The organism is Serratia sp. Z4 (assembly GCF_009900725.1).
In the GTDB taxonomy this organism is placed as follows: domain Bacteria; phylum Pseudomonadota; class Gammaproteobacteria; order Enterobacterales; family Enterobacteriaceae; genus Serratia; species Serratia nematodiphila.
Genome location: NZ_JAAABD010000007.1, coordinates 202,064 through 225,510 on the forward strand (window position 1 = coordinate 202,064; position 23,447 = coordinate 225,510).

Genomic DNA, 23,447 nt, shown 5'->3' on the forward strand with positions numbered 1-23,447 from the left:
CATGAGCCCAGATACCGCTCGCATCAGCGAAATCATCGATCGCGCCAGGATCTCACCCTACCAAATCCTGATCCTGACCTTATGTTTCCTCATCGCCCTGCTGGACGGCTTCGATACCGCCATCATCGGCTATATCGCCCCGGCGCTGCGCGAAGAGTGGGGCCTGCAGCCAGCGCAGCTCTCCCCCGCCTTCGGTGCGGGATTGTTCGGTCTGCTGATCGGCAGCCTGCTGTTCGGGCCGATCGCCGACGCTATCGGCCGCAAGCGCGTGCTGCTCGTCGCGGTGCTGGTGTTTGGCGGCTGCACCCTGGCTTCAGCCTATGCGCATTCGATCGAATCCCTGACCTGGTTGCGCTTTATCACCGGCATTGGCCTCGGCGGCGCGATACCGACCTGCATCACCCTCAGCTCTGAGTACTCACCGGCGCGCCGGCGCATGTTGATGGTCACCCTAAGCTGGAGCGGCTTTACCGCCGGGCTGGCCCTGGGCGGCCTGCTGGCCGGGCAGATCATTCCAGCGTTCGGCTGGCGCGGCCTGCTGCTGGTCGGCGGCATTGCACCGTTGGCGCTGCTGCCGCTGTTGGCCTGGCAGATGCCCGAGTCGGTGCGCTTTATGGCCGCCAGCGCCAAACATGCCGATCGGCTGCGCCGGGTGGTCGAGCGTATCACCGGCCAGCGTTGGACGGGGGGACCCATTGTCGATGACGAGCGCCCGGCGCAGGCCAGGTCGCCGATCTCGCACCTGTTTATCGAAGGGCGCGCCGTGCGCACCCTGCTGCTGTGGGCGGCATTCTTCTGTTCGCTGTTCGTGTTCTACCTGCTCACCAGTTGGCTGCCGACGATCCTCAAAGACGCCGGTTTCGATATCGCCCACGCCTCGCGCATCGGCGCGATGGTGCCGCTCGGCGGCACCCTGGGCGCCATCCTGATGGCGCTGCTGATGGATCGGGTCGGGCCCTATCGCGTGCTGGCCTTCTCCTACCTGGGCGCCGCGCTGGTGATCGGCGCTACCGGTTACCTGATGGGCGACGCATACACGCTGGCCGCCGTCGTGTTCCTGATAGGCTTCGGCGTGGCCGGCGCGCAAAACGGCCTGAATCTGGTTTCCGCCACCCTTTACCCGACCGCAGCCCGCGTGACCGGCGTCAGCTGGGCCATGGCCAATGGCCGCTTCGGCTCGATCGTCGGCTCGATGCTCGGTGCCTGGATGATGACCGCCGCCGGTTCGCCGGAAGTGTTCTTCCTCTGGCTGGCGCTGCCGGCGCTGCTGGGCGCAGCCGCCATCTTCCTGCTTTATCGCCTCAGCCTGCGCCGCCGCGCGCCGCTCACCGAACCGGCGGCCGGCATCTGAACTCGCGGAAAATAAAAGGCCGAGACGCCATCAGTGACGTCTCGGCCTGCAATCAAAAAGGGGGCCAAGGCCCCCTCTCTGTTATTCCGCCTTGGCGGAAGCGTCTTCGGTGCGATACAGGTGCACGTCCATCTGCGGGAACGGAATGCCGATGTTGTGGGCATCCAGCGCGCGCTTGAAGTTTTCCATCAGATCGAAGTACACGTTCCAGTATTCCGCGTTGGTGGTCCAGGAACGAGTCACGAAGTTCAGAGAGGACGGCGCCATCTCGTTCAGACGCACGGTCACGCCTTTAGCGTGCATAATGCGCTTGTCGGCGGCGATCACGTCGCCCAACACCTTCTTCACCACGTCGATATCGGCGTTGTAGGCCACGCCTACCACGATGTCCACGCGGCGGTTCGGTTCGCGGGAATAGTTGATGATGTTGCCGGCGATGATTTTACCGTTCGGCACCACGATGGTTTTGTTGTCTGCGGTACGCAGGGTGGTGGAGAAAATCTGCACCTGATCGACGGTACCGGCCACGCCGCCCAGATCGACATACTCACCCACGCGCAGCGGGCGGAAGATCACCAGCAGCACGCCGGCGGCGAAGTTGGACAGCGAGCCTTGCAGCGCCAGGCCGACGGCCAAACCGGCGGCACCCAGCACGGCGATCACCGAGGTGGTCTGCACGCCGACGCGCCCCAGCACCGCGATGAAGGTGAACGCCAGCACGCCGTAACGTACGATCGCCGACAGGAAGTCCGCCACCGTGGCGTCGATGCCGCGCAGCTTCATTACGCGGTTCAGCGCATTGCCGACCACGCGGGCCACGATCGAACCGATGATCAGGATAACGATGGCGGCGACGATATTCACCGCATACTGGATCAACAGATCCTGGTTCTTCACCAACCAGTCGCCGGCACCGTTGATGCCGTCTACTACATTCAAATCTTTCATTCGTGTCGTCCTAACTCAGTCCCTAACGGGAGAAACTCGCAAAAATACACTGGCTTCGGCAGCCAGTAGGAAACCACCGCCTAAGGGTAACCAACATTAAAGGCTCATGCCAACCGTCAGCGTTAAAAATAGCCGAAACCGCCCGCCGCTTCTTCTATGCTGAAAACAGCGCGTTGGCCATTTCACGATAAGAGATCCGTTCTTCATGCACATTCGCTCTTCGCTTAAACACTATTGGCAAGTGCGGCCCAGGCTGCTGTTTTCCGTCGGCGCCGGGCTGTTGTGCTTCCTGCTGCTGCCCGCACAGCTCTCGTTGTTGCAGCGTTTGATGATCGGCTGGAATACGCTGGCCTGGCTCTATCTGCTGTTTCTCTGGCGGCTGATGCTGGTCAGCACGCCGCAGCACATTCGCCAGATCGCCCGGCGGCAGGACGAAAGCGCCAGCACGGTGTTGGCGCTGGTCAGTTTCGGTTGTCTGGTGAGCATTCTGGCGATCCTGTTCGAATTGAGCAGCGCCAAACAGGCCAGCGACTCGCTGAAAACCCTGCATCTGGCACTAACCGGCGGAACGCTGGCGGTTTCCTGGCTGCTGCTGCCGACCGCCTTCACCATGCACTATGCTCATCAGTTTTATCGCCAGGGCGCACAGCAGGATCCTTTGCCGCTGCTGTTCCCCGGCAACCTCACCGAGCCGACCTATCTGGACTTCGCCTACTTCTCCTTCACCATCGCGGTCGCGTCGCAGACCGCCGATGTGGCGGTCGGCGCGGCAGAGGTGCGCAAGATCACCCTGTTGCAGTCGGTGATCTCCTTCGCGTTCAACATGCTGATCCTGGGCCTGTCGATCAACGTCGGTGCCGGCCTGCTGGGCTGAAAACGAAAAAGGCTCCCCGCAGGGAGCCTTTTAATCACAAACAAAGGAGGAAAAAACGTGGTTTTTCCTCCTTTGTGATCATCAGCCGAAAATCAATAAATTGATTTTCCTTATTTTTTATATTTTGCCAACGGCGAGCCAGGCAACGCCATCAGGCTTGTCATAAACAACAAGGCTCCCCGCAGGGAGCCTTTTGCATCGTGCAACAGCTGGCGAAGATTACAGAACGTCTACCGCGTTCAGATCTTTGAAGGCCTGCTCCAGACGCGTCACCATACTGGTCTGTGCTGCGCGCAGCCAGACGCGTGGATCGTAGTATTTCTTGTTCGGCTGATCGGCGCCTTTCGGGTTGCCCAGCTGGCCCTGCAGGTAAGCTTCGTTCGCTTTGTAGTACTGCAGGATGCCGTCCCAGGTCGCCCATTGGGTATCGGTGTCGATGTTCATCTTGATCACGCCGTAGCTGACGGACTCTTTGATTTCCGCATCGCTGGAACCGGAACCGCCGTGGAACACGAAGTTCAGGCTGTTATGCGGCAGGTTGAATTTCTCGGAAACGTATTTCTGAGAATCGCGCAGGATGGTCGGAGTCAGCTTAACGTTACCTGGCTTGTACACGCCGTGCACGTTACCGAACGAGGCTGCGATGGTGAAGCGCGGGCTGATGGCGTTCAGTTTTTCGTACGCGTAAGCCACGTCTTCCGGCTGGGTGTACAGCGCGGAAGCGTCCATATGGCTGTTGTCCACGCCGTCTTCTTCACCGCCGGTGCAGCCCAGTTCGATTTCCAGCGTCATGCCGATTTTGGCCATGCGCTTCAGGTAGGCGCTGCAGATCTCGATGTTTTCTTCCAGAGATTCTTCAGACAGATCGATCATGTGGGAAGAGAACAGCGGTTTGCCGGTAGCGGCGAAGTGCTTCTCGCCGGCGTCCAGCAGGCCGTCCAGCCATGGCAGCAGTTTCTTCGCGCAGTGGTCGGTGTGCAGGATCACCGGCACGCCGTAGTGTTCAGCCATCTGGTGAACGTGGTGTGCGCCGGAGATAGCGCCCAGAATCGCAGCGCCCTGAGGCACATCGGTCTTCACGCCTTTGCCGGCGATAAACGCGGCGCCGCCGTTGGAGAACTGAACGATGACCGGCGCGCGCACTTTAGCCGCGGCTTCCAGCACTGCGTTGATGGAGTCGGTACCCACGCAGTTTACCGCTGGCAGCGCAAAGTTGTTCTCTTTAGCAACTGCGAAGACTTTCTGAACGTCATCACCCGTGATGACACCCGGTTTTACGAAATCAAAAATTTTAGACATGTTACTTTGTCCTGTTTCGTCGGCCGTAGATGGATGTAAATCGATGTTTTCACGCCGCGCAGCGTTAGCCGCGCGGTATAAAACAAACGGGCGGCTTTCGCCTCCCGTTGTCTGAATTACTGCTTAGCGCGCTCTTCCAGCATCACGACTGCAGGCAGCGGTTTCCCTTCAACGAATTCCAGGAATGCGCCACCGCCGGTGGAGATGTAGGAAATTTTGTCAGCGATACCGAACAGATCGATGGCTGCCAGAGTGTCGCCGCCGCCAGCGATAGAGAAAGCGTCGCTATCGGCGATCGCGCGGGCGACAATTTCGGTGCCCTTACGGAAGTTAGGGAACTCGAATACGCCAACCGGGCCATTCCACAGAATGGTCTTGGCGTTCTTCAGGATAACGGCCAGACGCTCGGCAGAGACGTCGCCCATATCCAGAATTTGCTCGTTGTCCTGGATCTCGTTGGCCTGCTTCACGGTCGCGGTCGCGGTCTCAGAGAACTCGGTCGCCACGCGCACGTCGGTCGGCACCGGAATGTCGCAGGTTTCCAGCAGTTTCTGCGCGTTCGGGATCAGGTCAGGTTCGTACAGGGACTGGCCCACGTTGTTGCCCTGCGCCGCCACGAAGGTGTTGGCGATGCCGCCGCCGACGATCAGCTGATCGGCGATTTTGGACAGGGAATCCAGCACGGTCAGTTTGGTGGAGACTTTAGAACCGCCCACGATGGCGACCATCGGACGGGCCGGGTTGCCCAGCGCTTTGCCCAGCGCTTCCAGTTCGGCGGACAGCAGCGGGCCGGCACAGGCGACAGGCGCGAACTTGCCCACGCCGTGGGTGGAAGCCTGCGCGCGGTGCGCGGTGCCGAATGCGTCCATCACGTACACGTCGCACAGCGCCGCGTATTTCTTGGACAGGGTTTCGTCGTCTTTCTTCTCGCCCTTGTTGAAGCGGACGTTTTCCAGCACCACCAGTTCGCCTTCGGCGACGTCGACGCCATCCAGATAATCCTTCGCCAGACGCACTGGGGATTTCAGATGGTCTTTCAGGTAGTTGACCACAGGCAGCAGGGAGAATTCTTCGTTGTACTCGCCTTCGGTAGGACGACCCAGGTGGGAGGTTACCATCACGCGGGCGCCTTGCTTCAGCGCAGCTTCGATAGTCGGCAGGGAAGCGCGGATACGCGCGTCGGAAGTCACTTTACCGTCTTTTACCGGCACGTTCAGATCGGAGCGGATCAGTACGCGTTTACCCGCCAGATCCAGATCGGTCATCTTAATTACAGACATGGTGAACCCTCTTTATTGAATCTCTATAAAATTGCCTGAGCAGCGCGCCAATCACGCCGGCGCCGCCGTACTAGAAACCGCTGGCAGCCATTGCCCGTGTTGTATCCAACATCCGATTGGCAAAGCCCCATTCATTGTCGCACCAGACCAAGGTCTTTATCAGGTGCTGCCCGCTGACCCGGGTCTGCGTACCGTCGACGATAGCGCTGTGCGGGTCATGGTTAAAATCGATCGAGACCAATGGTAATTCCGTGTAGTCAACTATACCACGAAATGATTCCCGTGCGGCCTTTTGCAACAGCTGGTTGACCTCCGCCACCTTCACCGCGGCGCTCACGCTGACGCTCAGATCGATAGCCGTCACGTTGATGGTCGGCACGCGCACCGAGATAGCCTCGAAGCGGTCGCAAAACTGCGGGAAGATGCGGGTGATGCCCGCGGCCAGCTTGGTATCGACCGGAATGATCGACTGGCTCGCCGCGCGGGTGCGCCGCAAATCCGCGTGATACGCGTCGATCACCGGCTGATCGTTCATCGCCGAGTGAATGGTGGTCACGGTGCCGGATTCGATGCTGTAGGCGTCGTCCAGCAGCTTGATCACCGGAATAATGCAGTTGGTGGTGCACGAGGCGTTGGACACGATGCGATGTTCCGCCAGCAGCGTCTGATGGTTGACGCCGAACACGATGGTGGCGTCCAGATCGTTGCCGCCCGGGTGGGCGAACAGCACTTTCTTCGCCCCCGCCGCCAGATGGGCTTCGCCATCCGCCCGGCTGCCGTACACGCCGCTGCAGTCCAGCACCACGTCGACGCCCAATTCGCCCCAGGGCAACTGCTCCACCGCCAGTTGATGCAACAGGCGAATCGCGTCGTCTCCGACGCTCAGCGTGTCGCACTCTTGCCGCACATCCCAGGCGAAGCGGCCGTGGCTGGAATCGTACTTCAGCAGATGGGCCATGCCTTCGGCGTTCGCCAGCTCGTTGATCGCCACCACGGAGATTTCCGCCCGTCGTCCCGATTCGTACAGTGCGCGCAATACGCTGCGGCCGATGCGGCCAAAGCCGTTTATCGCTATGCGGATGGTCATGCTGCTCCTGAAAAAGGGCCGTCCACGCCGGGTGACTCACCGGCGCCGCCCGGCGCTGACTGGTTGTCTCACTAACCCGCATAGAGTAGTGGATCGTACCGCCCGCTGTGAATCGCCGAGTTTGCATTATTCCCGCGCTTCAGCGGTTTTTCACCGCCGTCACATCGGCATTTCTGTTGAAGAGTGCTTCAACTGAAACGCTTCAGCTGAGCATAAACCAAAGTTTTGGCAAAAGGAACAGGTGCAACAGTTCCTCAGGTAACGGAGGGGAGTTTTACGAGCATAAGATGATCTGGCGCACATTTTTGGCCTCAAGACCGCGACGGATTTTCGCTCGCCGGCCCCGTTTCGCCGTAGTGCTCACGAAAATAGTCGCGCAAAAATTCGACCGTCACCCGCACTTTCGCCGACGTTGCTAGCCGGGAAACGTATACCGCCCAGATGTTGGCCGGCTGATAATACTCCGGCAGGATGTGCACCAGCCTGCCGCTGTCGATGTTCTCTTTCACGTCCCAGGCGGAACGCAGCGCGACGCCCTGCCCGTCCAGGCACCACTGGTGCACGATTTCGCCGTGGTTCGACGCCAGCGCCCCCGTCACCTTCACCGTCTCTTCGCCGCCCGGCCCCTGCAGCCGCCACAGCCCGAACGGGTGATCGCGTTCCTTGATCACCAGACAGGAACGGCCCGCCAGCTCAGCCGGATTTTTCGGCACGCCGTGGCGCTGCAGGTACGCCGGCGAAGCGCACAGGATGCGCTGATTGTCCGCCAGCTTGCGCGCAATCAAATTGGGGGCGATATCGTCGCCGATGCGGATATCCAGATCGAATCCTTCGCTGACCAGATCCACCAGCCGATCGGACACGTCGAGCCGCAGTTCCAGCTGCGGGTACTGCCGCGCCAGCGCCGACAGCGCCGGCGCCACGAAACGCCGGCCGAAGCCGAAGCTGCTGACCACGCGCAGCATGCCCTGCGGCGCCTGGCGCACCTCGGACAGTTCGTCCATCATCTGATCGACATCGTTGAGAATGCGCTGCGCCCATTCGTAGATGCGTTCGCCGTCTTCGGTGATCGCCACCCGCCGCGTGGTGCGGTGCAGCAACGACACGTCCAGCGCCTTCTCCAACAGCGCGATGCGCTTGCTGATAAAGGCAGGCGAAACACCCAGCTCTTCGGCGGCGGCGGCGAACCCGGCGCGGCGCGCCACCAGCACGAACACCCGCAGGTCACTCAGGATCGGCATATTGTTCATGATTCGTGTTTTATGTTTCACCGTTTTCGCGATTGATTAACAGTTAGTCAATTATAGGATAAGAGTGTTGTCAATCTCCCCTACCTACAAATGAGACCTCTGTATGAGCAAAACTTACAAGATTGCCGCTATCCCCGGGGACGGTATCGGACGGGAAGTGTTGCCGGAAGGCATACGGGTATTGCAGGCGGCGGCGGCGCGCTGGGATCTGTCGTTGGAATTCGACACCTTCGAGTGGGCCAGCTGCGACTACTACCAGCACCACGGCCAGATGATGCCGGACGATTGGTTTGAGCAGCTCAAGGGCTTCGACGCCATCTATTTCGGCGCCGTCGGCTGGCCGGACACGGTGCCCGACCACATTTCGCTGTGGGGTTCACTGCTTAAATTTCGCCGCGACTTCGAGCAATACGTCAACCTGCGCCCGGTGCGACTGTTTCCCGGCGTGCCCTGCCCGCTGGCGAACAAGCAGCCGGGAGACATCGATTTCTACGTGGTGCGCGAAAATACCGAAGGGGAATACTCCTCGCTCGGCGGACGGATGTTCGAAGGCACCGAACGCGAGATGGTGATCCAGGAATCGGTGTTCACCCGTCAGGGCGTGGACCGCATCCTCAAGTACGCCTTTGAGCTGGCGCAGCAGCGCCCGCGCAAGCGTCTGACCGCCGCCACCAAGTCCAACGGCATGGCCATCAGCATGCCGTACTGGGATGAGCGCGTGGCGGAGATGGCGCGCCAATACCCTGATATCGCCTGGGATAAACAGCACATCGATATTCTGTGCGCGCGCTTCGTGCTGAACCCCGAACGCTTCGACGTGGTGGTCGCCTCCAACCTGTTCGGCGATATCCTGTCGGATCTCGGCCCGGCCTGTACCGGCACCATCGGCATCGCGCCGTCGGCCAACCTGAACCCGGAACGCAACTTCCCGTCGCTGTTCGAGCCGGTACACGGCTCGGCGCCGGACATTTTCGGCAAAAACATCGCCAACCCGATCGCCATGATCTGGAGCGGCGCGATGATGCTGGACTTCCTCGGCGACGGCGATGCCCGCTACCGCCAGGCGCACGACGGCATCCTGCAGGCGATTGAGCGCATTATCGCCGACGGGCCGCGCACGCCGGACATGCGCGGCGACGCCTCCACCCAGCAAGTCGGCCAGGCGATCGCCGCCCTGCTGCAACGCTAAACGCCGTTGATTTTCCTGCGCAGGGCGCCCTTTCGCGCCCTGCTTTGCCACGTCCGTTTTTCCGCTTCGATCGCCGCCGCAAATCCGCTGAAAATCACCGCAGAAAGCACGCCAATACCCCGGTCAAGATCACAACAAATTGTTTACATACTGTGTTTTATCCTTTTACAGATGCCCTAATTGTGGCCCTCCTGTAATTTGTGCACACTCAAAAATGTTAATGAAGAGTAAACATTTCCGGTGGCGTTCTGTCGGGGCGTTTGCTCCTCGCGGTGTAACAAAACAAAGGGTTCAAACCAACAAGGCCCGGGCGCGCCCTACGCTTCGCGCACCGGCCCACCACCGATAACAGGAGTTCACTCCCATGCAGAGCACCCCTAAAAAGGATGTCACGCTCATCGCCATCAGCCTGTGCAGTATTGCGCTGATCGCCCTTTGCCTGATGCTCTTTCCGGCTCAATCCGCGCTTATCGCCAACACCATTTTCAACGGCGTCACCCGGCTGTTCGGTTCAACCATTCAAATCCTGGTGCTGATCGCCCTGCTGGTGGTGCTGTATCTGGCGTTGAGCAAATACGGCAACATCCGCCTCGGCGAAGGCAAACCGCAATACTCCACGCTGGCCTGGCTGTTCATGTTCATCTGCGCCGGCCTGGGCTCGTCCACCCTGTACTGGGGGGTGATGGAATGGGCGTATTATTACCAGACGCCGGGGCTGAACATCGCGCCGCGCACCCCAAAGGCGCTGGAATACAGCATCAGCTACTCCTTCTTCCACTGGGGCCTGAGCGCCTGGGCGACCTACGCCCTCGCCTCGCTGATCATGGCCTACCACTTCCACGTGCGTAAGAACAAAGGGCTCAGCCTGTCGGGGATCATTGCCGCCATCACCGGCGTGCGTGCCAACGGCCCGATCGGGCGGATGGTGGATCTGATTTTCCTGGTCGCCACCGTCGGCGCCCTCACCATTTCGCTGGTGCTGACCGCCTCCACCTTTACCCGCGGGCTGACGGCGTTGACCGGCATCCCGGATAACTTCACGGTACAGGCGACGGTGATCCTGCTGGCGGCAGTGATCTTCTGTCTCAGCTCTTACATCGGCATCGACGGCGGCATGCAGCGCCTGAGCAAAATGGTCGGCTGGGGCGCCTTCGCCTTCGCCGGGCTGGTGCTGCTGGTCGGCCCCACCGAGTTCACCATCAACAACACCATCAACGCCATCGGCCTGACGGCGCAAAACTTCCTGCAGATGAGCCTGTTCACCGACCCGATGGGCGACGGCAGCTTCAGCCGCAGCTGGACGGTGTTCTACTGGCTGTGGTGGATCTCCTATACCCCGGGCGTGGCGATGTTCGTCACCCGCGTCTCGCGCGGCCGCAAGATTAAAGAAGTGATCTGGGCGCTGCTGCTCGGCAGCACCCTCGGCTGCTGGTTCTTCTTCGGTTCGCTGGAAAGCTACGCCATGCACCAGTTCATCAGCGGGCAGCTCAACGTGCCGGAGATCCTCAGCACCCAGGGCGGCGAAACCGCCGTGCAGATGCTGCTGACAGCGCTGCCGCTCGGCAAGCTGTTCCTGGCCGCCTATCTGTTCATCATGATCATTTTCCTGGCCTCGCACATGGACGCCGTGGCCTACACCATGGCCGCCACCAGCACCCGCAACCTGCAGGAGGGGCAAGATCCCAGCCCGATGCTGCGCCTGTTCTGGTGCGTAGTGATCACCCTGATCCCGCTGTCGATCCTGTTTACCGGCGCCTCGCTGGACACCATGAAAACCACGGTGATCCTGACCGCGCTGCCGTTCCTGCTGGTGCTGCTGGTGAAAACCTACGGCTTTGCCCGCTGGCTGAAACAGGACTACGCGGCCATCCCGGCGCACCTGATCGAAAGCAGCCCACCGGCGCTGCCAGACGCGCCGCCGGCCGCCGAACTCTCCGCTCCATCGTCGTATCAACCGCGCCCTATGGCGAAATGACAATAAGAAAAGAGGAAGGTTAACTTATGAGCACTCTGATCCCTGAATTTACCTTACCGAAAGATTTCTGCGCCGACGCCCGCGAGGCTTACACCATTCCGGCCCGGTTCTATACCCACCAGGCAGCGTTCGAGCACGAGAAAGAGCAGGTGTTCGCCACCAGTTGGATCTGCGTGGCGCACCGCAGCGAGCTCGCCCAACCGAACGACTACATCACCCGCGAGATCATCGGTGAAAACATTCTGGTGGTGCGCGGCCGCGACAAAGTACTGCGCGCCTTTTACAACGTCTGCCCGCACCGCGGCCACCAGCTGCTGGCGGGCGACGGCCGGGCGAAAAACGTCATCACCTGCCCTTATCACGCCTGGGCGTTCAAGCTGGACGGCGAACTGGCGCACGCGCGCAACTGCGAAAACGTGCAGAACTTCGATAAGGAAAACTCGCATCTGGTGCCGGTGCGGGTCGAAGAGTACGCCGGGTTTATTTACGTCAATCTGGACTCGCAGGCCGGCACGGTGGAAGACCAGCTGCCGGGCCTCGGCGCCAAAGTGCGCGAGGCCTGCCCGCAGGTCGACGATCTCAAGCTGGCGGCGCGCTTCGTCACCCGCACCCCGGCCAACTGGAAGAACATCGTCGACAACTACCTCGAGTGCTACCACTGCGGCCCGGCGCACCCCGGCTTCGCCGACTCGGTGCAGGTCGACCGCTACTGGCACACCCTGCACGGCAACTGGACGCTGCAGTTCGGCTACGCCCGCCCTTCCGAGCAGTCGTTCAAGTTTGAAGAGGGTAAAGAAGCCAGCTTCCACGGCATCTGGCTGTGGCCGTGCACCATGTTCAACATGCCGCCGCTGGAAGGCATGATGACGGTGATCTATGAGTTCCCGGTTGATGCGGAAACCACCCTGCAGCACTACGACATTTACTTCACCAACGCCGATTTGAGCGACGAACAGCTCAAACTGATCGACTGGTACCGCGACGTGTTCCGCCCGGAAGATTTGCGGCTGGTGGAGAGCGTGCAAAAAGGCCTCAAATCGCGCGGCTATCGCGGCCAGGGGCGCATCATGGCCGACGGCGCTGGCAGCGGCGTCAGCGAGCACGGCATCGCCCACTTCCACAACCTGCTGGCGCAGGTTTATCAACCCTGATGCGACGGGGCCCAAGGGCCCCTTCCCCTGACTTGTGAGGTTCTCGTGAATATTTCCGATCGGGCGCTATTCCGCCAACAGGCCTACATCAACGGCCAATGGCGCGACGCCGACAACCAGGAAACCCTGCCGGTGAGCGATCCCGCCACCGGCCAACTCATCGGCAGCGTGCCCAACATGGCGACGGCCGAAACCCAATCGGCGATCGACGCCGCCCAGCAGGCGCTGGAAGGCTGGCGCGCGCTGCCGGCGCAACAGCGCGCGCAGCTGCTGCGCCGCTGGTTCGAACTGATGCTGGAACACCAGCAGGATCTGGCCAGCCTGATGACGCTGGAGCAAGGCAAACCGCTGGCGGAATCGCTGGGCGAAATCCGCTACGCCGCCTCCTTTATCGAATGGTTCGCCGAACAGGCCAAGCGCACCAATGGCGACATCATTCCTTCGCCGAGCAGCGATAAACGCCTGATGGTGCTGAAGCAGGGCATCGGCGTGTGCGCGGCGATCACGCCCTGGAACTTCCCGGCGGCGATGATCACCCGCAAGGCCGCACCGGCCCTGGCGGCCGGCTGTACGCTGGTGGTCAAACCCGCCAACGAAACCCCTTATTCGGCGCTGGCGATGGCCGAGTTGGCCGAGCGCGCCGGCATTCCCGCCGGGGTGTTCAACGTAGTGACCGGCAACTCGCAGGCGATCGGCGCCGAGCTGACCCGCCACCCGCAGGTGCGCAAACTCAGCTTTACCGGCTCCACGCCGGTGGGCAGGCTGCTGATGCGCCAGAGCTCGGACACCATCAAGAAGGTGTCGCTGGAACTGGGCGGCAACGCGCCGTTCATCGTGTTTGACGATGCAGACATCGATGCCGCGGTGGAAGGCGCGCTGATCGCCAAATACCGCAACGCCGGGCAGACCTGCGTGTGCGTCAACCGGTTCTACATACAGCGCGGCGTTTACGCCCAGTTCGCCGAAAAATTTGTCGCCCGGGTAGCGGCGCTGCAGGTCGGCAACGGTTTCGAACCGGGCGTGCAAATAGGCCCGCTGATCAACCGCAAGGCGCGCGACAAGGTGCTGGAGCTACTCGATGATGCGCTGAGCAAAGGCGCCCAGGTGCTGACCGGCGCTACGCCGCACACGCTGGGCGGCAACTTCTTCACCCCGACGGTGCTGGGCGACGTACAGCCCGGCTCGCTGCTGCTGGAAGAAGAGATCTTCGGCCCGGTCGCGCCGCTGGTGATATTCGATGACGAAGCCGAGGCGATCCGCCAGGCCAACGACACCATCTACGGATTGGCCGCCTACTTCTACACCCGCGATGCGGCGCGCATCTGGCGCGTTTCGGAGCGGATGGAGTACGGCATGGTCGGCATCAATACCGGGCTTATCTCCAACGAGGTGGCGCCGTTCGGCGGAGTGAAACAGTCAGGCCTGGGGCGTGAAGGCTCCGAATACGGCATCGAAGACTATCTGGAGCTCAAATACCTGTGCCAGGCGGTATAACTTTTTTATGCGCGGGGACGCCCGCGCTTTGGAGCCAATGAATGACCAGCTATCAGATGCTTGATGTTCGCGTCGTCGACATCGAAACCGTCACCGCACAGGTCAAGCGCTTTACCCTGGCGGATCCGCAAGGCCGGCCACTGCCCGCCTTCAGCGGCGGCAGCCACATCATCGTGCAAATGCAGGACGGCGAGCAGCGCTACAGCAACGCCTATTCGCTGCTCAGTTCACCGTTCGAGCTCGACCGTTACCAGATCGCCGTGCGCCGTGAGTCCCCTTCCAAAGGCGGTTCCGACTTCATGCACGATCGGCTGGCGATCGGTGATACGCTGACCATCAGCACCCCGAATAACCTGTTCGCGCTGGCGCCGGAAGCGCAACATCACGTGCTGATCGCCGGCGGCATCGGCATCACGCCGTTTATGGCCCATCTGCATGAGCTGCAACGCAGCGGCCAACGCTACCATCTGCACTACTGCTTCCACAGTGAAGAGCACAACGCCTTCCAGCAGCAGCTGATGCAAGCGCCGTTCGCAGACAACGTCAGTTGCCATGTCTCCAGCCTTGGCGGCCGGTTGGATCTGGCGCGCACGCTGGCCGACGTGGAACCCGGCGCCCATATCTACGTCTGCGGCCCGGCGGCGCTGAACGAAGCGGTCTACCGGATCGCCGCCGAACGGGGTATCGATGCCGCGCGTTTACACAGCGAAGCCTTTGCCGCCGAAGACACGGCGGGCGGCGCCTTTACGCTGGTGCTGGCTCGATCGGGTATTGAACTTGAAGTGGCGGAAGACATGACCATCCTGCAGGCGCTGGAAAACAGCAAGGCAGCCAGGGTCGAGTGCCTGTGCCGCGAAGGCATTTGCGGCACCTGCGAAACCCGCATCGTCGAGGGGGAAGCCGACCACCGCGATCAGTATCTCAGCGACGAAGAACGCGCGGCGCAGCAAACCCTGTTGATTTGCTGCTCGCGCGCCAAAGGCAGCCGGCTGGTGCTGGATTTGTAAAAGGAGCGCCCGCATCGGCGGGCGTCCTGGTTAGGCTTTCGGGAATATCCACAGATGCTCGGCCGGCAGGGAGAGCCGGCACAGCGCCCGATCGCGCGCCTCATGCCCATAGGCGCGCACCACGAAGTCTTCGGCCACGGTGCGGAACAGGTATTCCCAGCGATCGCCAAGATACATGCTGGTCAGCAACGGCAGCTCAAGCTGGTTGCCCTGCGGATCTTCGCCCAACTGCACGCGCTCCACGCGGATCACCGCCGTGCCCTCCTGCCCGACCTGCACGCCGGCGCCCGCTTTGCCCCACAGCGCCCAATCCTTGCCTTCGATGCGCGCCCGGTCGCCTTCCAGCGCCACGATCTTGCCCGGCAAGCGGTTGTTGCTGCCCATGAACTCGGCGGTGAACAGCGTGGTGGGCGAGCCGTACATCTCCTGCGGCGTGCCCTGCTGTTCGATTTTGCCGTTATTGAGCAGCAGGATGCGATCGGAAATGGCCATCGCCTCGTTCTGATCGTGAGTCACCATCAGCGCCGACAGACCGAGCTTGATGATCAGCTCGCGCAGGAATACCCGCGCCTCTTCGCGCAGCTTGGCGTCGAGGTTGGACAGCGGCTCATCCAGCAGGATCACCGGCGGGTTGTAGACCAGCGCACGCCCGATCGCCACGCGCTGCTGCTGGCCGCCGGAAAGCTGGTGCGGGTGCCGCTTGGCCAGATGCCCCAACCCGAGCTGATCCAGTACCGCCTGCACTCGCTGGGCGATTTCCGCCGAGCCGGTCTTACGCAGCTTCAGCGGGTAAGCGACGTTCTCAAACACTGTTTTATGCGGCCACAGGGCATAGGACTGAAACACCAGCCCCAGGTTGCGCTCTTCGGCGGGAATTTCGCTGCGCGCGCTGCCGTTGTACACCGCGCTGTTGCCGATGACGATCCGCCCCTGGCTCGGTTTCTCCAGCCCGGCCACCGCCCGCAGCAGCGTGGTTTTGCCACTGCCCGACGGGCCCAGCAGCGAGACCACTTCGCCCCGTTTCAGATCCATCGACACCCCTTTCAGCACCGGGTTGTCGCCATAGGTCAAATGCAGATTCTCTACCGAAAGTTCAATCATGTAATTTCACTCCAAAGCGCAAGGCGATCCCCAGCCCCAGCACCACCAGCAGAATATTGATGAACGACAGCGCGGCGACGATATCGATAGCGCCCGCGGCCCACAGAGAAACCAGCATCGAGCCGATGGTTTCCGTGCCCGGAGACAGCAGATACACCCCGGTGGAATATTCGCGTTCAAAAATCAGGAACATCAGCAGCCAGGAGCCGATCAGGCCATAGCGCGACAGCGGAATGGTGACGTGGCGGGTGATCTGGCCGCGGCTGGCGCCGGCGCTGCGCGCCGCCTCTTCCAGCTCCGGCCCCACCTGCAGCAACGTGGAAGAGATCAGCCGCAGGCCGTAGGCCATCCACACCACGGTGTAGGCCAGCCAGACGCTGAATATGGTGCTGCGCAGCGAACGCAGCCAGACAATCCAGTTAGCACGCAGCCATTCGGCCATCGGCAACGCCGACAGCCAGCCTTCCTTGAGCGATTTGTCCAGCCACATCGGCAGGAACAGGAACACCCACAGGAATGCCAGACCGGCCAGCAGCCCCGGCACCGCGCGCGGCACCAGCACGCTGTAGTCGAGGAAGCGAGTGGCGCCATCCGGCTTGCGGTGCATCGCGATGCCGATAAACAGGTAGCACGCCACCGCCAGCGCCCCGCCGATCACCCCGATCGCCATCGAGTTGACGATGGCGCGCAGCAGGTTGGGCTGCGCCCAGATGGTGCGAAAGGTGTTGATCGACAGTTCGTCCCAGACAGACACGCCCACGCCCCAGTTGGAGATAAAGGCGCGCAGCACCACGCCGATCAGCGGCACGCCGATGGTCACGGTCAGCCAGAACACCACCACCGCGCCGGCCACCCAGCGCCATTTACCCAGCGGCAGCGCGCGGGCCTGCGAGGCTTTGCCCTTGACGGTGACAAAGCGGTTGGCGGTGCGCATCAGCCGGCGCTGCAGCATCACCAACGGAATAGTGATGCAAATCAGCACCACCGCCACCGCCGCCATCAGATGGTAAGACGGCGTGCCCAGCTTGTTGGTCAACTGGTACAGGTAGGTCGCCAGCACCAGGTTGCCTTCCGGATCGCCCAGCACCAGCATCAGGCCGAACACTTCCAGCCCGAGGAAGAACAGCAGCACCCCGGCGTACAAGATAGACGGCCGCACCATCGGCAGACTGACGGCGGTCATCACCTGCAGCGGTGTGGCGCCGGCGGTGCGCGCCGCTTCTTCAACGTCGGAGCCCACGCTGCGCAGCGCCGAGGAGATGTACAGGTAGGCGTGGGGCACGTGCGTCAATCCGGCTATCACCACGATGCTGGCCATTGAGTAGATGTTCCACGGCACGAAGCCCAGCAGCGCCTCCGCCCACAGCGAGAAGAAGCCTACCGGCCCCGCCGCCACCACGTAACCGAAACCCAGCACCATCGGCGACACGAAGATCGGCACCAGAATCAGCGGTTCGATGATTCGCCGCCCCGGCAGATCGGTGCGCACCATCAGGAAGGCCAAAATACCGCCGAGCGGGATGGCGATAATCACCAGGCCGAATGCCAGAATAAATCCGCTTTTCAGGGCTTTGTAGAAATCCGGGTCGGTAAAGATGAACTCGAAGGCCTCAAGGCTGAAGACCTTGGAAGGAGAGAAAAACGGTGCCGAGAGGAAGCTTTGAATGATGATAAACGACAGGGGGACATAGATAACCAGCGCGGTTATCAACACCACCAGGCCGCGCGGCAGGCTCTGCCACTTTCTGCGCCATGCTTGCATAAATGCTCCCTATGGTTGTAAACGACGACCAAAGGGCGCGCGCCCGTGCGACAGGCGCGCGTCCGAATGCAGTCCCTGTTATTTCGCCGCGGCGGCGCGCCATTGTTTGATGTAGTCGAGACGCTTGGCCGGCTGCAGATATTCCAGCAGGCTGTCATCGACCGGGATCGGCTTGAGCGCGTTACCCAACAGCTTGGTCATGCCATCGATGTCGTTCTTGCCTTCGATGTCGTTGCGGATCGAGGGGATATCCGCCTGATTGGCGAGAATATTTTGCCCTTTCTCCGACAGCACGTAGTCGAACCACAGCTTGGCGGCGTTAGGGTTGCCGGCCTCTTTGCTGATGAAGCTCACGCGCGACAGCACCAGGGTGTAGTCTTTCGGATAGACAATGCCGAGCGACGGGTCGCTCTTGGCGCGAGCCTCGGCGTACGAACCGAGGATATTGAAGCCGATCAGGTTTTCACCGGAGGAAACGCGTTCCATCATGGTGCCGGTGGAGGATTGCACCGCCAACCCGCCCTTGGCCACATCGGCCAGCGTTTTGAAGTAGTTAGGATCGGCCTTGAAGTCCTGCACCGACAGCATGAAGCCGACGCCGGATTTTTCGATGTCGTAGGTGGTGACTTTCTTCTTGAATTTGTCCGTCTGGCCGGCGATAAGCTTGGCCAGCGCCGCATGCGAATCCGGCACATCGCCTTGCGGGATCAGGCGTTTGTTATAGATAAACACCACCGGCTCGTAGGTGGTGCCATACACCTTCTCTTGCCATACCGCCCATTTCGGCAGCTGAGCCTGCTCGGGGGAGGCATATTCCTGCGCGTAATCGCCCGCCAGTTTCAAAATGGTGTCCATCGACGAGCTCCACACCACGTCGCCGCTGGTGCCGCCGGCCGCCTGCTCGCTGATAAAGCGGTTATACAGTTCGGTGCTGTTCATGTCGTTGTATTCGACCTTGATGCCCGGATACAACGCCTCAAACCCCTGGATCAACGGCGCCGCCGCCTTGGTGTCGGTGGTCGAGTAAATCACCACCTTGCCTTCTTTCTTCGCGCCGTCGACCAGTTTCTGATAGTCGGCGGGGTAGCCCGCCGGGAAGGCCGCATAGGCGGACACGGAGCCCAGCAAGGTGATTGCCGCTACGGTCGCGCTGATTTTTTTCATCATCATCATCCATCCCCTGATCACATTTAATAAACCAAAAATTAACATATAGTTAATAACTGAGACGTAGCAACGGCGTTGCTTTGTTATCTTTCGGTTTTGTGAGGTTGGACGTTTTTCAGCCAATAAAAAAGCCCGGCAGCGCGGGCTTTACGGCACTTCCAGTCGCAAACTATTCGGCCAGGCGAGAACGCCGCAGCAGGCGAATTCGCTGTACGATGGCGACCCCCAGCAGGGTCAGGGCAAACCCCGCCAACTGCACCAGCGACAGCGCCTCGCCAAACAGCGCATAAGCCTGCAGCGCTGCCGCCGGCGGCACCAGCAGCATCAGCGCGGTAATACGAGTCAAATCGCCGTGGCGCACCATCCAGATGAACAGCGCGGTGCCGCCCAGCGACAACACGCCGGCCGACCACAGCAGCGAGAACCACAGCGTCGGCGAATTGTCCCAGGCGCCGGAGCCCATCACGGCCGCCAACGCGCCGGTCACGATCGCCGCGCCGAGGTGCTGAATGGCGCCCGCCGCCCGCAGATCGGCCGCCGCCAGCGAAGACTTCTGCACCATGATGCCGATCGTCAGCGCGACGATGCTGCCAAACCCCATCAGGATCGGCAACAGCGCCATATTGCCGACATCAATGCCGGTCAGCCGGGGAGAAAGCACCAGCGCAACGCCGATAAAGCCGATCGCCAGCCCGGCCCAGGAGCGTAACCCTATCGATTTGCGCAGCACCAACGCGAAAATCAGCGCGGTGAACAGCGGCTGCAAGCCGCCGATCAGCGACATCACCCCGGCCGCCAGGCCGTTCGCTACCGCCCACCAGCTTGCAGCGAGATAAACGCCATTCATCAACATGCCGGTCAGCAGGTGCATCACGAACTGCCGCCCCTTGGGCCAGGCGCAGTGCAATGCCAGCAAAGCGAATACCGCGGCGGCGATCAAAAAGCGAAAGGTCAGGAAAAGGTTGGGATCGGCATGATCCGCCACCGCCCGCGCGGCAATAAAACCCGTCGACCAAATTAATATCAGGAAAAACGGCGCGATAAATGCCTTTCGCCGATCGCGTTTTTCACGCGGGGTTATTTCCATATCACTACCTGAAAGAATGCGGTTGATGAATGAAGGCATACTAACCAATTTAACACGGGCTTAACAGTGCCGAGCGGACGCCCAAGTTCAGATGGTGCACATAATTACCGGTGAATAATGAAGTTTCAATTTCATATAATTCATCAAGCTTATAATTAATTACGCTACGTTACGACAATGTAAATTAATTGCTACATCGGGTATAAATATTCCCCTCTTGGCGACATTGTCGGGATAATTCCCCTTTGCTAGCCTTTCTGAAGCCATTTAATTAACGGGACTGACTCATGGCCGAAATCACTGATTTTATGAAACTGGATATGCGTATTGGCGAAATTATTTCCGTGGAATATAACGACAAGGCGTTAAAACCCGCCTATAAACTGCGCATTGATTTCGGCGAGGAAATTGGCATTAAAAATAGCTCGGCACAATTATGCGAAAACTATCAGGAAGATGACCTGCTTGGCAGAAAAGTCATCTCCGTCGTTAATTTCCCCGCCAGGCGGGTTGCCGGACTTAAATCCGAAGTGCTGGTTCTTGCCGCGGTCACCAGGGATCAAGGCACCGTCTTGCTGAAACCCGATTTCGACGTGGAGATCGGCAGCAAGATTTTATAACCGCCCCATCATTCGTGAGGCCACCGAGAAATGCGACAGTTATCTCTGCTTGATGAAGTTAAGAAGGCATACCAGGAACACCGTTCAGCCTTTATCCCCGGCGCTACCATGCAGGCAATCCTGCTGGCGCTGGGCGCGCGGCCGGAAGATTTCGCCAGGCTGCAGCAGGTCAGCGCCAATCTGGCGGATGATCCCACGCTGCCTTTCCGCAAGTCCAGAAACGGCCGTTTCTGTTTCGACTTCGATCGCGCCCGGATTGAGCGGCTGGAGTTCCAGCCTTTCGTGCTCTCGGTCGAGGAAGACTTCATCCGCTACGATTCAGGAAAGGTGCGTCATTTCCGCGGCATCAACGACGATCTGCAGTTGAATACGGCCTTTCAGGCGCTGATGAAATTCAAAGCCTACGTGATCGATGGCGTGGGCGTGACGCCGCGCCCCCGGCTTAATCAGAAGATCAACAAGTTCGTCTGCACCGTATTCAACCTGCGCACCGTCACCACGCCGCAGATGCTGGGCGAACCGGCGCTGGAAGGTGTGCACAGCGACGGCGTCGACCACACCATGACAACCTTCCTCGGCTGCGACAACATGACCGACGACAGCGCCAAGACCTTTATTCACGATATGCGCGAAACCAGCGGGATCAAATTCGATCGGGCCCGGCCGGAATGGATTTTGGGCGAAATACAGCATCGGCATTTCCTCGACACCCTGCTGATTGTCGACCACGAGCGCAAACACAGCCTCTCTCCGGTGAAAGCGCAGGACAAACGTAAGGATTCAACCCGCGATATGCTGATCTTTTTCACCCGCAAACCGGTCGAAGACGGCCACGTCTCTTTCGCGTACGACTCTTTTAAACCGCATATCGAAATCCCGCTGTCGATAGACATGGTGGCGCGTGCGAGCTAACGCGCTGCCGGGCCGGCCGCCATGATCCCTCTGTGCGGCCGGTTCACGCCAGGATAAACAGCGCTGGATTAATCAGGTTTTTGTCGCCGAATTATTATATCCTGCCGGACGAAAATTTTTGCGGGCGCTCGCTGCCCCACGCGCCAGCCCTCTGCAGGCGGGCCGTTTATTTCATGAATACAGGCAGTGCCATACCGTTATGACCAAGAGTTTATCCCCGAAAGACATTATCGCCCTGGGCTTTATGACCTTTGCCCTGTTTGTCGGCGCCGGCAACATCATTTTCCCGCCGCTGGTGGGGCTGCAGTCCGGCGAACATCTGTGGCCGGCCGCCCTCGGGTTTATGGTGACCGCCGTCGCCCTGCCGGTGATCGCCGTGATCGCGTTGGCGCGCGTCGGCGGCAGCATCAGCCTGCTTACCGGCCCTATCGGCCGCACCGCCGGCCTGCTGCTGGCGACCGTCTGCTATCTGGCGCTCGGCCCGCTGTTCGCCACGCCGCGAACCGCCAATGTCTCTTTCGCCCTCGGCATTGCGCCTTTCACCGGCGACGGCGCCCTGCCGCAGTTCATCTACAGCCTGCTGTTCTTTACCCTGGCGATGATTGTGTCGCTATATCCCGGACGGTTGCTCGATAACGTCGGCCATATTCTGGCGCCGCTGAAAATTCTGGCGCTGGCCGCGCTCGGCATCGCCGCCCTGATCTGGCCCGCAGGCGCGCCGCTCTCCGCCGTCGGCAGCTATCAGGCCGCGGCGTTTTCCACCGGCTTCGTACAGGGTTATCAAACCATGGACACGCTGTCGGCGCTGATGTTCGGTTCGATTATCGTTACCGCCGCCCGCTCGCGCGGCGTCAGCGATAGCGGGTTGCTGCTGCGCTACACCCTGTGGGCCAGCCTGATCGCCGGCGTCGGCCTGACGCTGGTCTATATCTGCATGTTCAAGCTCGGCGCCGGCAGCGGCAGCCTGCTCGAGAATGGCGCTCAGGATGGCGCGGCAATCCTGCACGCCTATGTACAGCACACCTTCGGCGATCTGGGCAGCGTCTTTATGGCGGTGCTGATGTTCATCGCCTGCCTGGTAACGGCGGTTGGCATGACCTGCGCCTGCGCGGACTTTTTCTCACGCTACCTGCCGCTCTCTTATCGCGCGCTGGTGGTCATCCTCGCCCTCTTCGCCATGCTGGTTTCCAACATGGGGCTGGCCAATCTGATCCGCGTCTCACTGCCGGTGCTGACGGCGATCTACCCGCCCTGCATCGCGCTGGTGTTGCTCAGCTTCAGCCAGAACCGCTGGCGCAGCGCCAGGCGCGTCTTCGCGCCGGTGATCGCCACCAGCCTGGTGTTCGGCCTGGCCGATGGCCTGAAGGCTTCCAGCTTCAGCGGCCTGCTGCCCGCCTGGTTCGATAAGCTGCCGCTGGCCGAGCAGGGTCTGGTCTGGCTGCAGCCTACGCTGTTGGTGCTGTTGCTGGCGGCGGCTTACGACCGGTTGCGCAGCGCCGAAAGCGTCAAGGCCGCGTCGTAATCGCGATTTCCGCCCATAAAAAAAGCCGGTCATGATGACCGGCTTTTTTATCGGCTTGCGCCCGGCGGCTTACTTCAGCAGCGCCTGCGCCTTCGCCACCACGTTGTCCACGGTGAAGCCGAACTCGGCGAACAGCTGCTCCGCCGGCGCCGACTCACCGAAGGTGGTCATGCCCACGATGGCGCCGTTCAGGCCCACGTACTTGTACCAGTAGTCCGCGATACCCGCTTCCACCGCCACACGTGCCGTCACCGCCGCCGGCAGCACCGACTCACGGTACGCCGCATCCTGCTTGTCGAACGCGTCGGTCGACGGCATCGACACCACGCGCACCTTGCGGCCCGCCGCGGTCAGTTTGTCCGCCGCTTCCA

The 23,447-nt window shown here is 60.8% G+C and carries 20 protein-coding genes; 10 read left to right on the plus strand and 10 right to left on the minus strand.

Features of this window, described 5'->3' with window-relative positions; all coding sequences use genetic code 11:
• Position 1 precedes the first annotated feature (1 nt).
• Positions 2-1,351: an MFS transporter gene (locus tag GT753_RS21190; RefSeq protein ID WP_160125924.1), complete on the plus strand. Its 1,350-nt coding sequence runs from the start codon at positions 2-4 to the stop codon at positions 1,349-1,351.
• A gap of 81 nt (positions 1,352-1,432) precedes the next feature.
• Here GT753_RS21190 and mscS read toward each other — a convergent pair whose 3' ends face one another.
• The gene (gene mscS / locus GT753_RS21195; protein ID WP_015378992.1) at positions 1,433-2,299 is read right to left on the minus strand and encodes a small-conductance mechanosensitive channel MscS; all 867 of its coding nucleotides are present in this window, start codon (positions 2,297-2,299) and stop codon (positions 1,433-1,435) included.
• A 205-nt stretch (positions 2,300-2,504) separates the two neighbouring features.
• On the opposite strand from mscS, the gene GT753_RS21200 reads away from it, so the two are divergent.
• The gene (locus GT753_RS21200) at positions 2,505-3,173 is read left to right on the plus strand and encodes a DUF1345 domain-containing protein (protein ID WP_160125925.1); all 669 of its coding nucleotides are present in this window, start codon (positions 2,505-2,507) and stop codon (positions 3,171-3,173) included.
• Between the two features lie 219 nt (positions 3,174-3,392).
• On the opposite strand, the gene fbaA is transcribed toward GT753_RS21200, so the two are convergent.
• From fbaA to GT753_RS21220, 4 genes are all read right to left on the minus strand, one after another.
• Positions 3,393-4,472 (minus strand): class II fructose-bisphosphate aldolase, encoded by a 1,080-nt coding sequence (gene fbaA, locus GT753_RS21205; protein WP_004931586.1) that lies wholly within the window; start codon positions 4,470-4,472, stop codon positions 3,393-3,395.
• Between the two features lie 116 nt (positions 4,473-4,588).
• The gene (gene pgk / locus GT753_RS21210; RefSeq protein WP_025160206.1) at positions 4,589-5,752 is read right to left on the minus strand and encodes a phosphoglycerate kinase; all 1,164 of its coding nucleotides are present in this window, start codon (positions 5,750-5,752) and stop codon (positions 4,589-4,591) included.
• A 70-nt stretch (positions 5,753-5,822) separates the two neighbouring features.
• Positions 5,823-6,839 (minus strand): erythrose-4-phosphate dehydrogenase, encoded by a 1,017-nt coding sequence (gene epd / locus GT753_RS21215; RefSeq protein WP_160125926.1) that lies wholly within the window; start codon positions 6,837-6,839, stop codon positions 5,823-5,825.
• A 311-nt stretch (positions 6,840-7,150) separates the two neighbouring features.
• Positions 7,151-8,110: a LysR substrate-binding domain-containing protein gene (locus tag GT753_RS21220; protein WP_274517900.1), complete on the minus strand. Its 960-nt coding sequence runs from the start codon at positions 8,108-8,110 to the stop codon at positions 7,151-7,153.
• 82 nt (positions 8,111-8,192) lie between these two features.
• Between GT753_RS21220 and GT753_RS21225 the strand changes: the two genes are divergently transcribed.
• The 5 genes from GT753_RS21225 (at position 8,193) to GT753_RS21245 (ending at position 14,905) form a co-directional block, all read left to right on the plus strand.
• Positions 8,193-9,278, plus strand: coding sequence for a tartrate dehydrogenase (locus GT753_RS21225; RefSeq protein ID WP_004931578.1), 1,086 nt, complete (start codon positions 8,193-8,195; stop codon positions 9,276-9,278).
• A 364-nt stretch (positions 9,279-9,642) separates the two neighbouring features.
• Entirely contained in the window at positions 9,643-11,253 is a 1,611-nt protein-coding gene (locus GT753_RS21230) for a BCCT family transporter (RefSeq protein WP_021505733.1), read from the plus strand.
• 26 nt (positions 11,254-11,279) lie between these two features.
• Entirely contained in the window at positions 11,280-12,404 is a 1,125-nt protein-coding gene (locus tag GT753_RS21235; protein WP_015378998.1) for an aromatic ring-hydroxylating dioxygenase subunit alpha, read from the plus strand.
• A gap of 45 nt (positions 12,405-12,449) precedes the next feature.
• Entirely contained in the window at positions 12,450-13,898 is a 1,449-nt protein-coding gene (locus GT753_RS21240) for an NAD-dependent succinate-semialdehyde dehydrogenase (protein ID WP_160125927.1), read from the plus strand.
• 41 nt (positions 13,899-13,939) lie between these two features.
• The gene (locus GT753_RS21245) at positions 13,940-14,905 is read left to right on the plus strand and encodes a PDR/VanB family oxidoreductase (protein WP_076741296.1); all 966 of its coding nucleotides are present in this window, start codon (positions 13,940-13,942) and stop codon (positions 14,903-14,905) included.
• Positions 14,906-14,935: 30 nt separating this feature from the next.
• On the opposite strand, the gene GT753_RS21250 is transcribed toward GT753_RS21245, so the two are convergent.
• The 4 genes from GT753_RS21250 to GT753_RS21265 all read right to left on the minus strand — a co-directional run bounded on the left by GT753_RS21250 (position 14,936) and on the right by GT753_RS21265 (position 20,022).
• Positions 14,936-16,006 (minus strand): ABC transporter ATP-binding protein, encoded by a 1,071-nt coding sequence (locus tag GT753_RS21250; RefSeq protein WP_015379001.1) that lies wholly within the window; start codon positions 16,004-16,006, stop codon positions 14,936-14,938.
• Entirely contained in the window at positions 15,999-17,768 is a 1,770-nt protein-coding gene (locus tag GT753_RS21255) for an iron ABC transporter permease (RefSeq protein ID WP_004931567.1), read from the minus strand. The genes GT753_RS21250 and GT753_RS21255 overlap by 8 nt, the downstream gene beginning before the upstream one ends.
• Positions 17,769-17,846: 78 nt before the next feature.
• Positions 17,847-18,935, minus strand: a complete 1,089-nt coding sequence (locus GT753_RS21260; RefSeq protein WP_041922370.1) for an ABC transporter substrate-binding protein — start codon at positions 18,933-18,935, stop codon at positions 17,847-17,849.
• A gap of 169 nt (positions 18,936-19,104) precedes the next feature.
• On the minus strand, positions 19,105-20,022 hold the full coding sequence (locus tag GT753_RS21265) for a DMT family transporter (protein WP_004931563.1): 918 nt from the start codon (positions 20,020-20,022) through the stop codon (positions 19,105-19,107).
• Between the two features lie 287 nt (positions 20,023-20,309).
• On the opposite strand from GT753_RS21265, the gene GT753_RS21270 reads away from it, so the two are divergent.
• The 3 genes from GT753_RS21270 (at position 20,310) to brnQ (ending at position 23,076) form a co-directional block, all read left to right on the plus strand.
• Positions 20,310-20,642 (plus strand): tRNA-binding protein, encoded by a 333-nt coding sequence (locus GT753_RS21270; RefSeq protein WP_160125928.1) that lies wholly within the window; start codon positions 20,310-20,312, stop codon positions 20,640-20,642.
• A gap of 30 nt (positions 20,643-20,672) precedes the next feature.
• Positions 20,673-21,554 carry a 2OG-Fe dioxygenase family protein gene (locus GT753_RS21275; RefSeq protein WP_015379003.1) on the plus strand — a complete coding sequence of 294 codons (882 nt, stop codon included), beginning with the start codon at positions 20,673-20,675 and terminating at the stop codon, positions 21,552-21,554.
• Positions 21,555-21,753: 199 nt separating this feature from the next.
• Entirely contained in the window at positions 21,754-23,076 is a 1,323-nt protein-coding gene (gene brnQ, locus GT753_RS21280) for a branched-chain amino acid transport system II carrier protein (RefSeq protein WP_076741295.1), read from the plus strand.
• 69 nt (positions 23,077-23,145) lie between these two features.
• Here the strand turns inward: brnQ and GT753_RS21285 are convergent.
• Positions 23,146-23,447 (minus strand): transketolase C-terminal domain-containing protein (locus tag GT753_RS21285; protein WP_275430434.1); only part of this gene is annotated, 302 nt, incomplete at its 5' end.

Coding starts and splice junctions, on each gene's coding strand:
- brnQ (WP_076741295.1), top strand. CDS start 21,754: ATGACCAAGAGTTTATCCCCGAAAGACATTATCGCCCTGGGCTTTATG.
- GT753_RS21275 (WP_015379003.1), top strand. CDS start 20,673: ATGCGACAGTTATCTCTGCTTGATGAAGTTAAGAAGGCATACCAGGAA.
- GT753_RS21230 (WP_021505733.1), top strand. CDS start 9,643: ATGCAGAGCACCCCTAAAAAGGATGTCACGCTCATCGCCATCAGCCTG.
- epd (WP_160125926.1), bottom strand. CDS start 6,839: ATGACCATCCGCATAGCGATAAACGGCTTTGGCCGCATCGGCCGCAGC.
- fbaA (WP_004931586.1), bottom strand. CDS start 4,472: ATGTCTAAAATTTTTGATTTCGTAAAACCGGGTGTCATCACGGGTGAT.
- GT753_RS21235 (WP_015378998.1), top strand. CDS start 11,280: ATGAGCACTCTGATCCCTGAATTTACCTTACCGAAAGATTTCTGCGCC.
- GT753_RS21265 (WP_004931563.1), bottom strand. CDS start 20,022: ATGGAAATAACCCCGCGTGAAAAACGCGATCGGCGAAAGGCATTTATC.
- GT753_RS21200 (WP_160125925.1), top strand. CDS start 2,505: ATGCACATTCGCTCTTCGCTTAAACACTATTGGCAAGTGCGGCCCAGG.
- GT753_RS21250 (WP_015379001.1), bottom strand. CDS start 16,006: ATGATTGAACTTTCGGTAGAGAATCTGCATTTGACCTATGGCGACAAC.
- GT753_RS21260 (WP_041922370.1), bottom strand. CDS start 18,935: ATGATGAAAAAAATCAGCGCGACCGTAGCGGCAATCACCTTGCTGGGC.
- mscS (WP_015378992.1), bottom strand. CDS start 2,299: ATGAAAGATTTGAATGTAGTAGACGGCATCAACGGTGCCGGCGACTGG.
- GT753_RS21245 (WP_076741296.1), top strand. CDS start 13,940: ATGACCAGCTATCAGATGCTTGATGTTCGCGTCGTCGACATCGAAACC.
- GT753_RS21255 (WP_004931567.1), bottom strand. CDS start 17,768: ATGCAAGCATGGCGCAGAAAGTGGCAGAGCCTGCCGCGCGGCCTGGTG.
- GT753_RS21270 (WP_160125928.1), top strand. CDS start 20,310: ATGGCCGAAATCACTGATTTTATGAAACTGGATATGCGTATTGGCGAA.
- pgk (WP_025160206.1), bottom strand. CDS start 5,752: ATGTCTGTAATTAAGATGACCGATCTGGATCTGGCGGGTAAACGCGTA.
- GT753_RS21190 (WP_160125924.1), top strand. CDS start 2: ATGAGCCCAGATACCGCTCGCATCAGCGAAATCATCGATCGCGCCAGG.
- GT753_RS21225 (WP_004931578.1), top strand. CDS start 8,193: ATGAGCAAAACTTACAAGATTGCCGCTATCCCCGGGGACGGTATCGGA.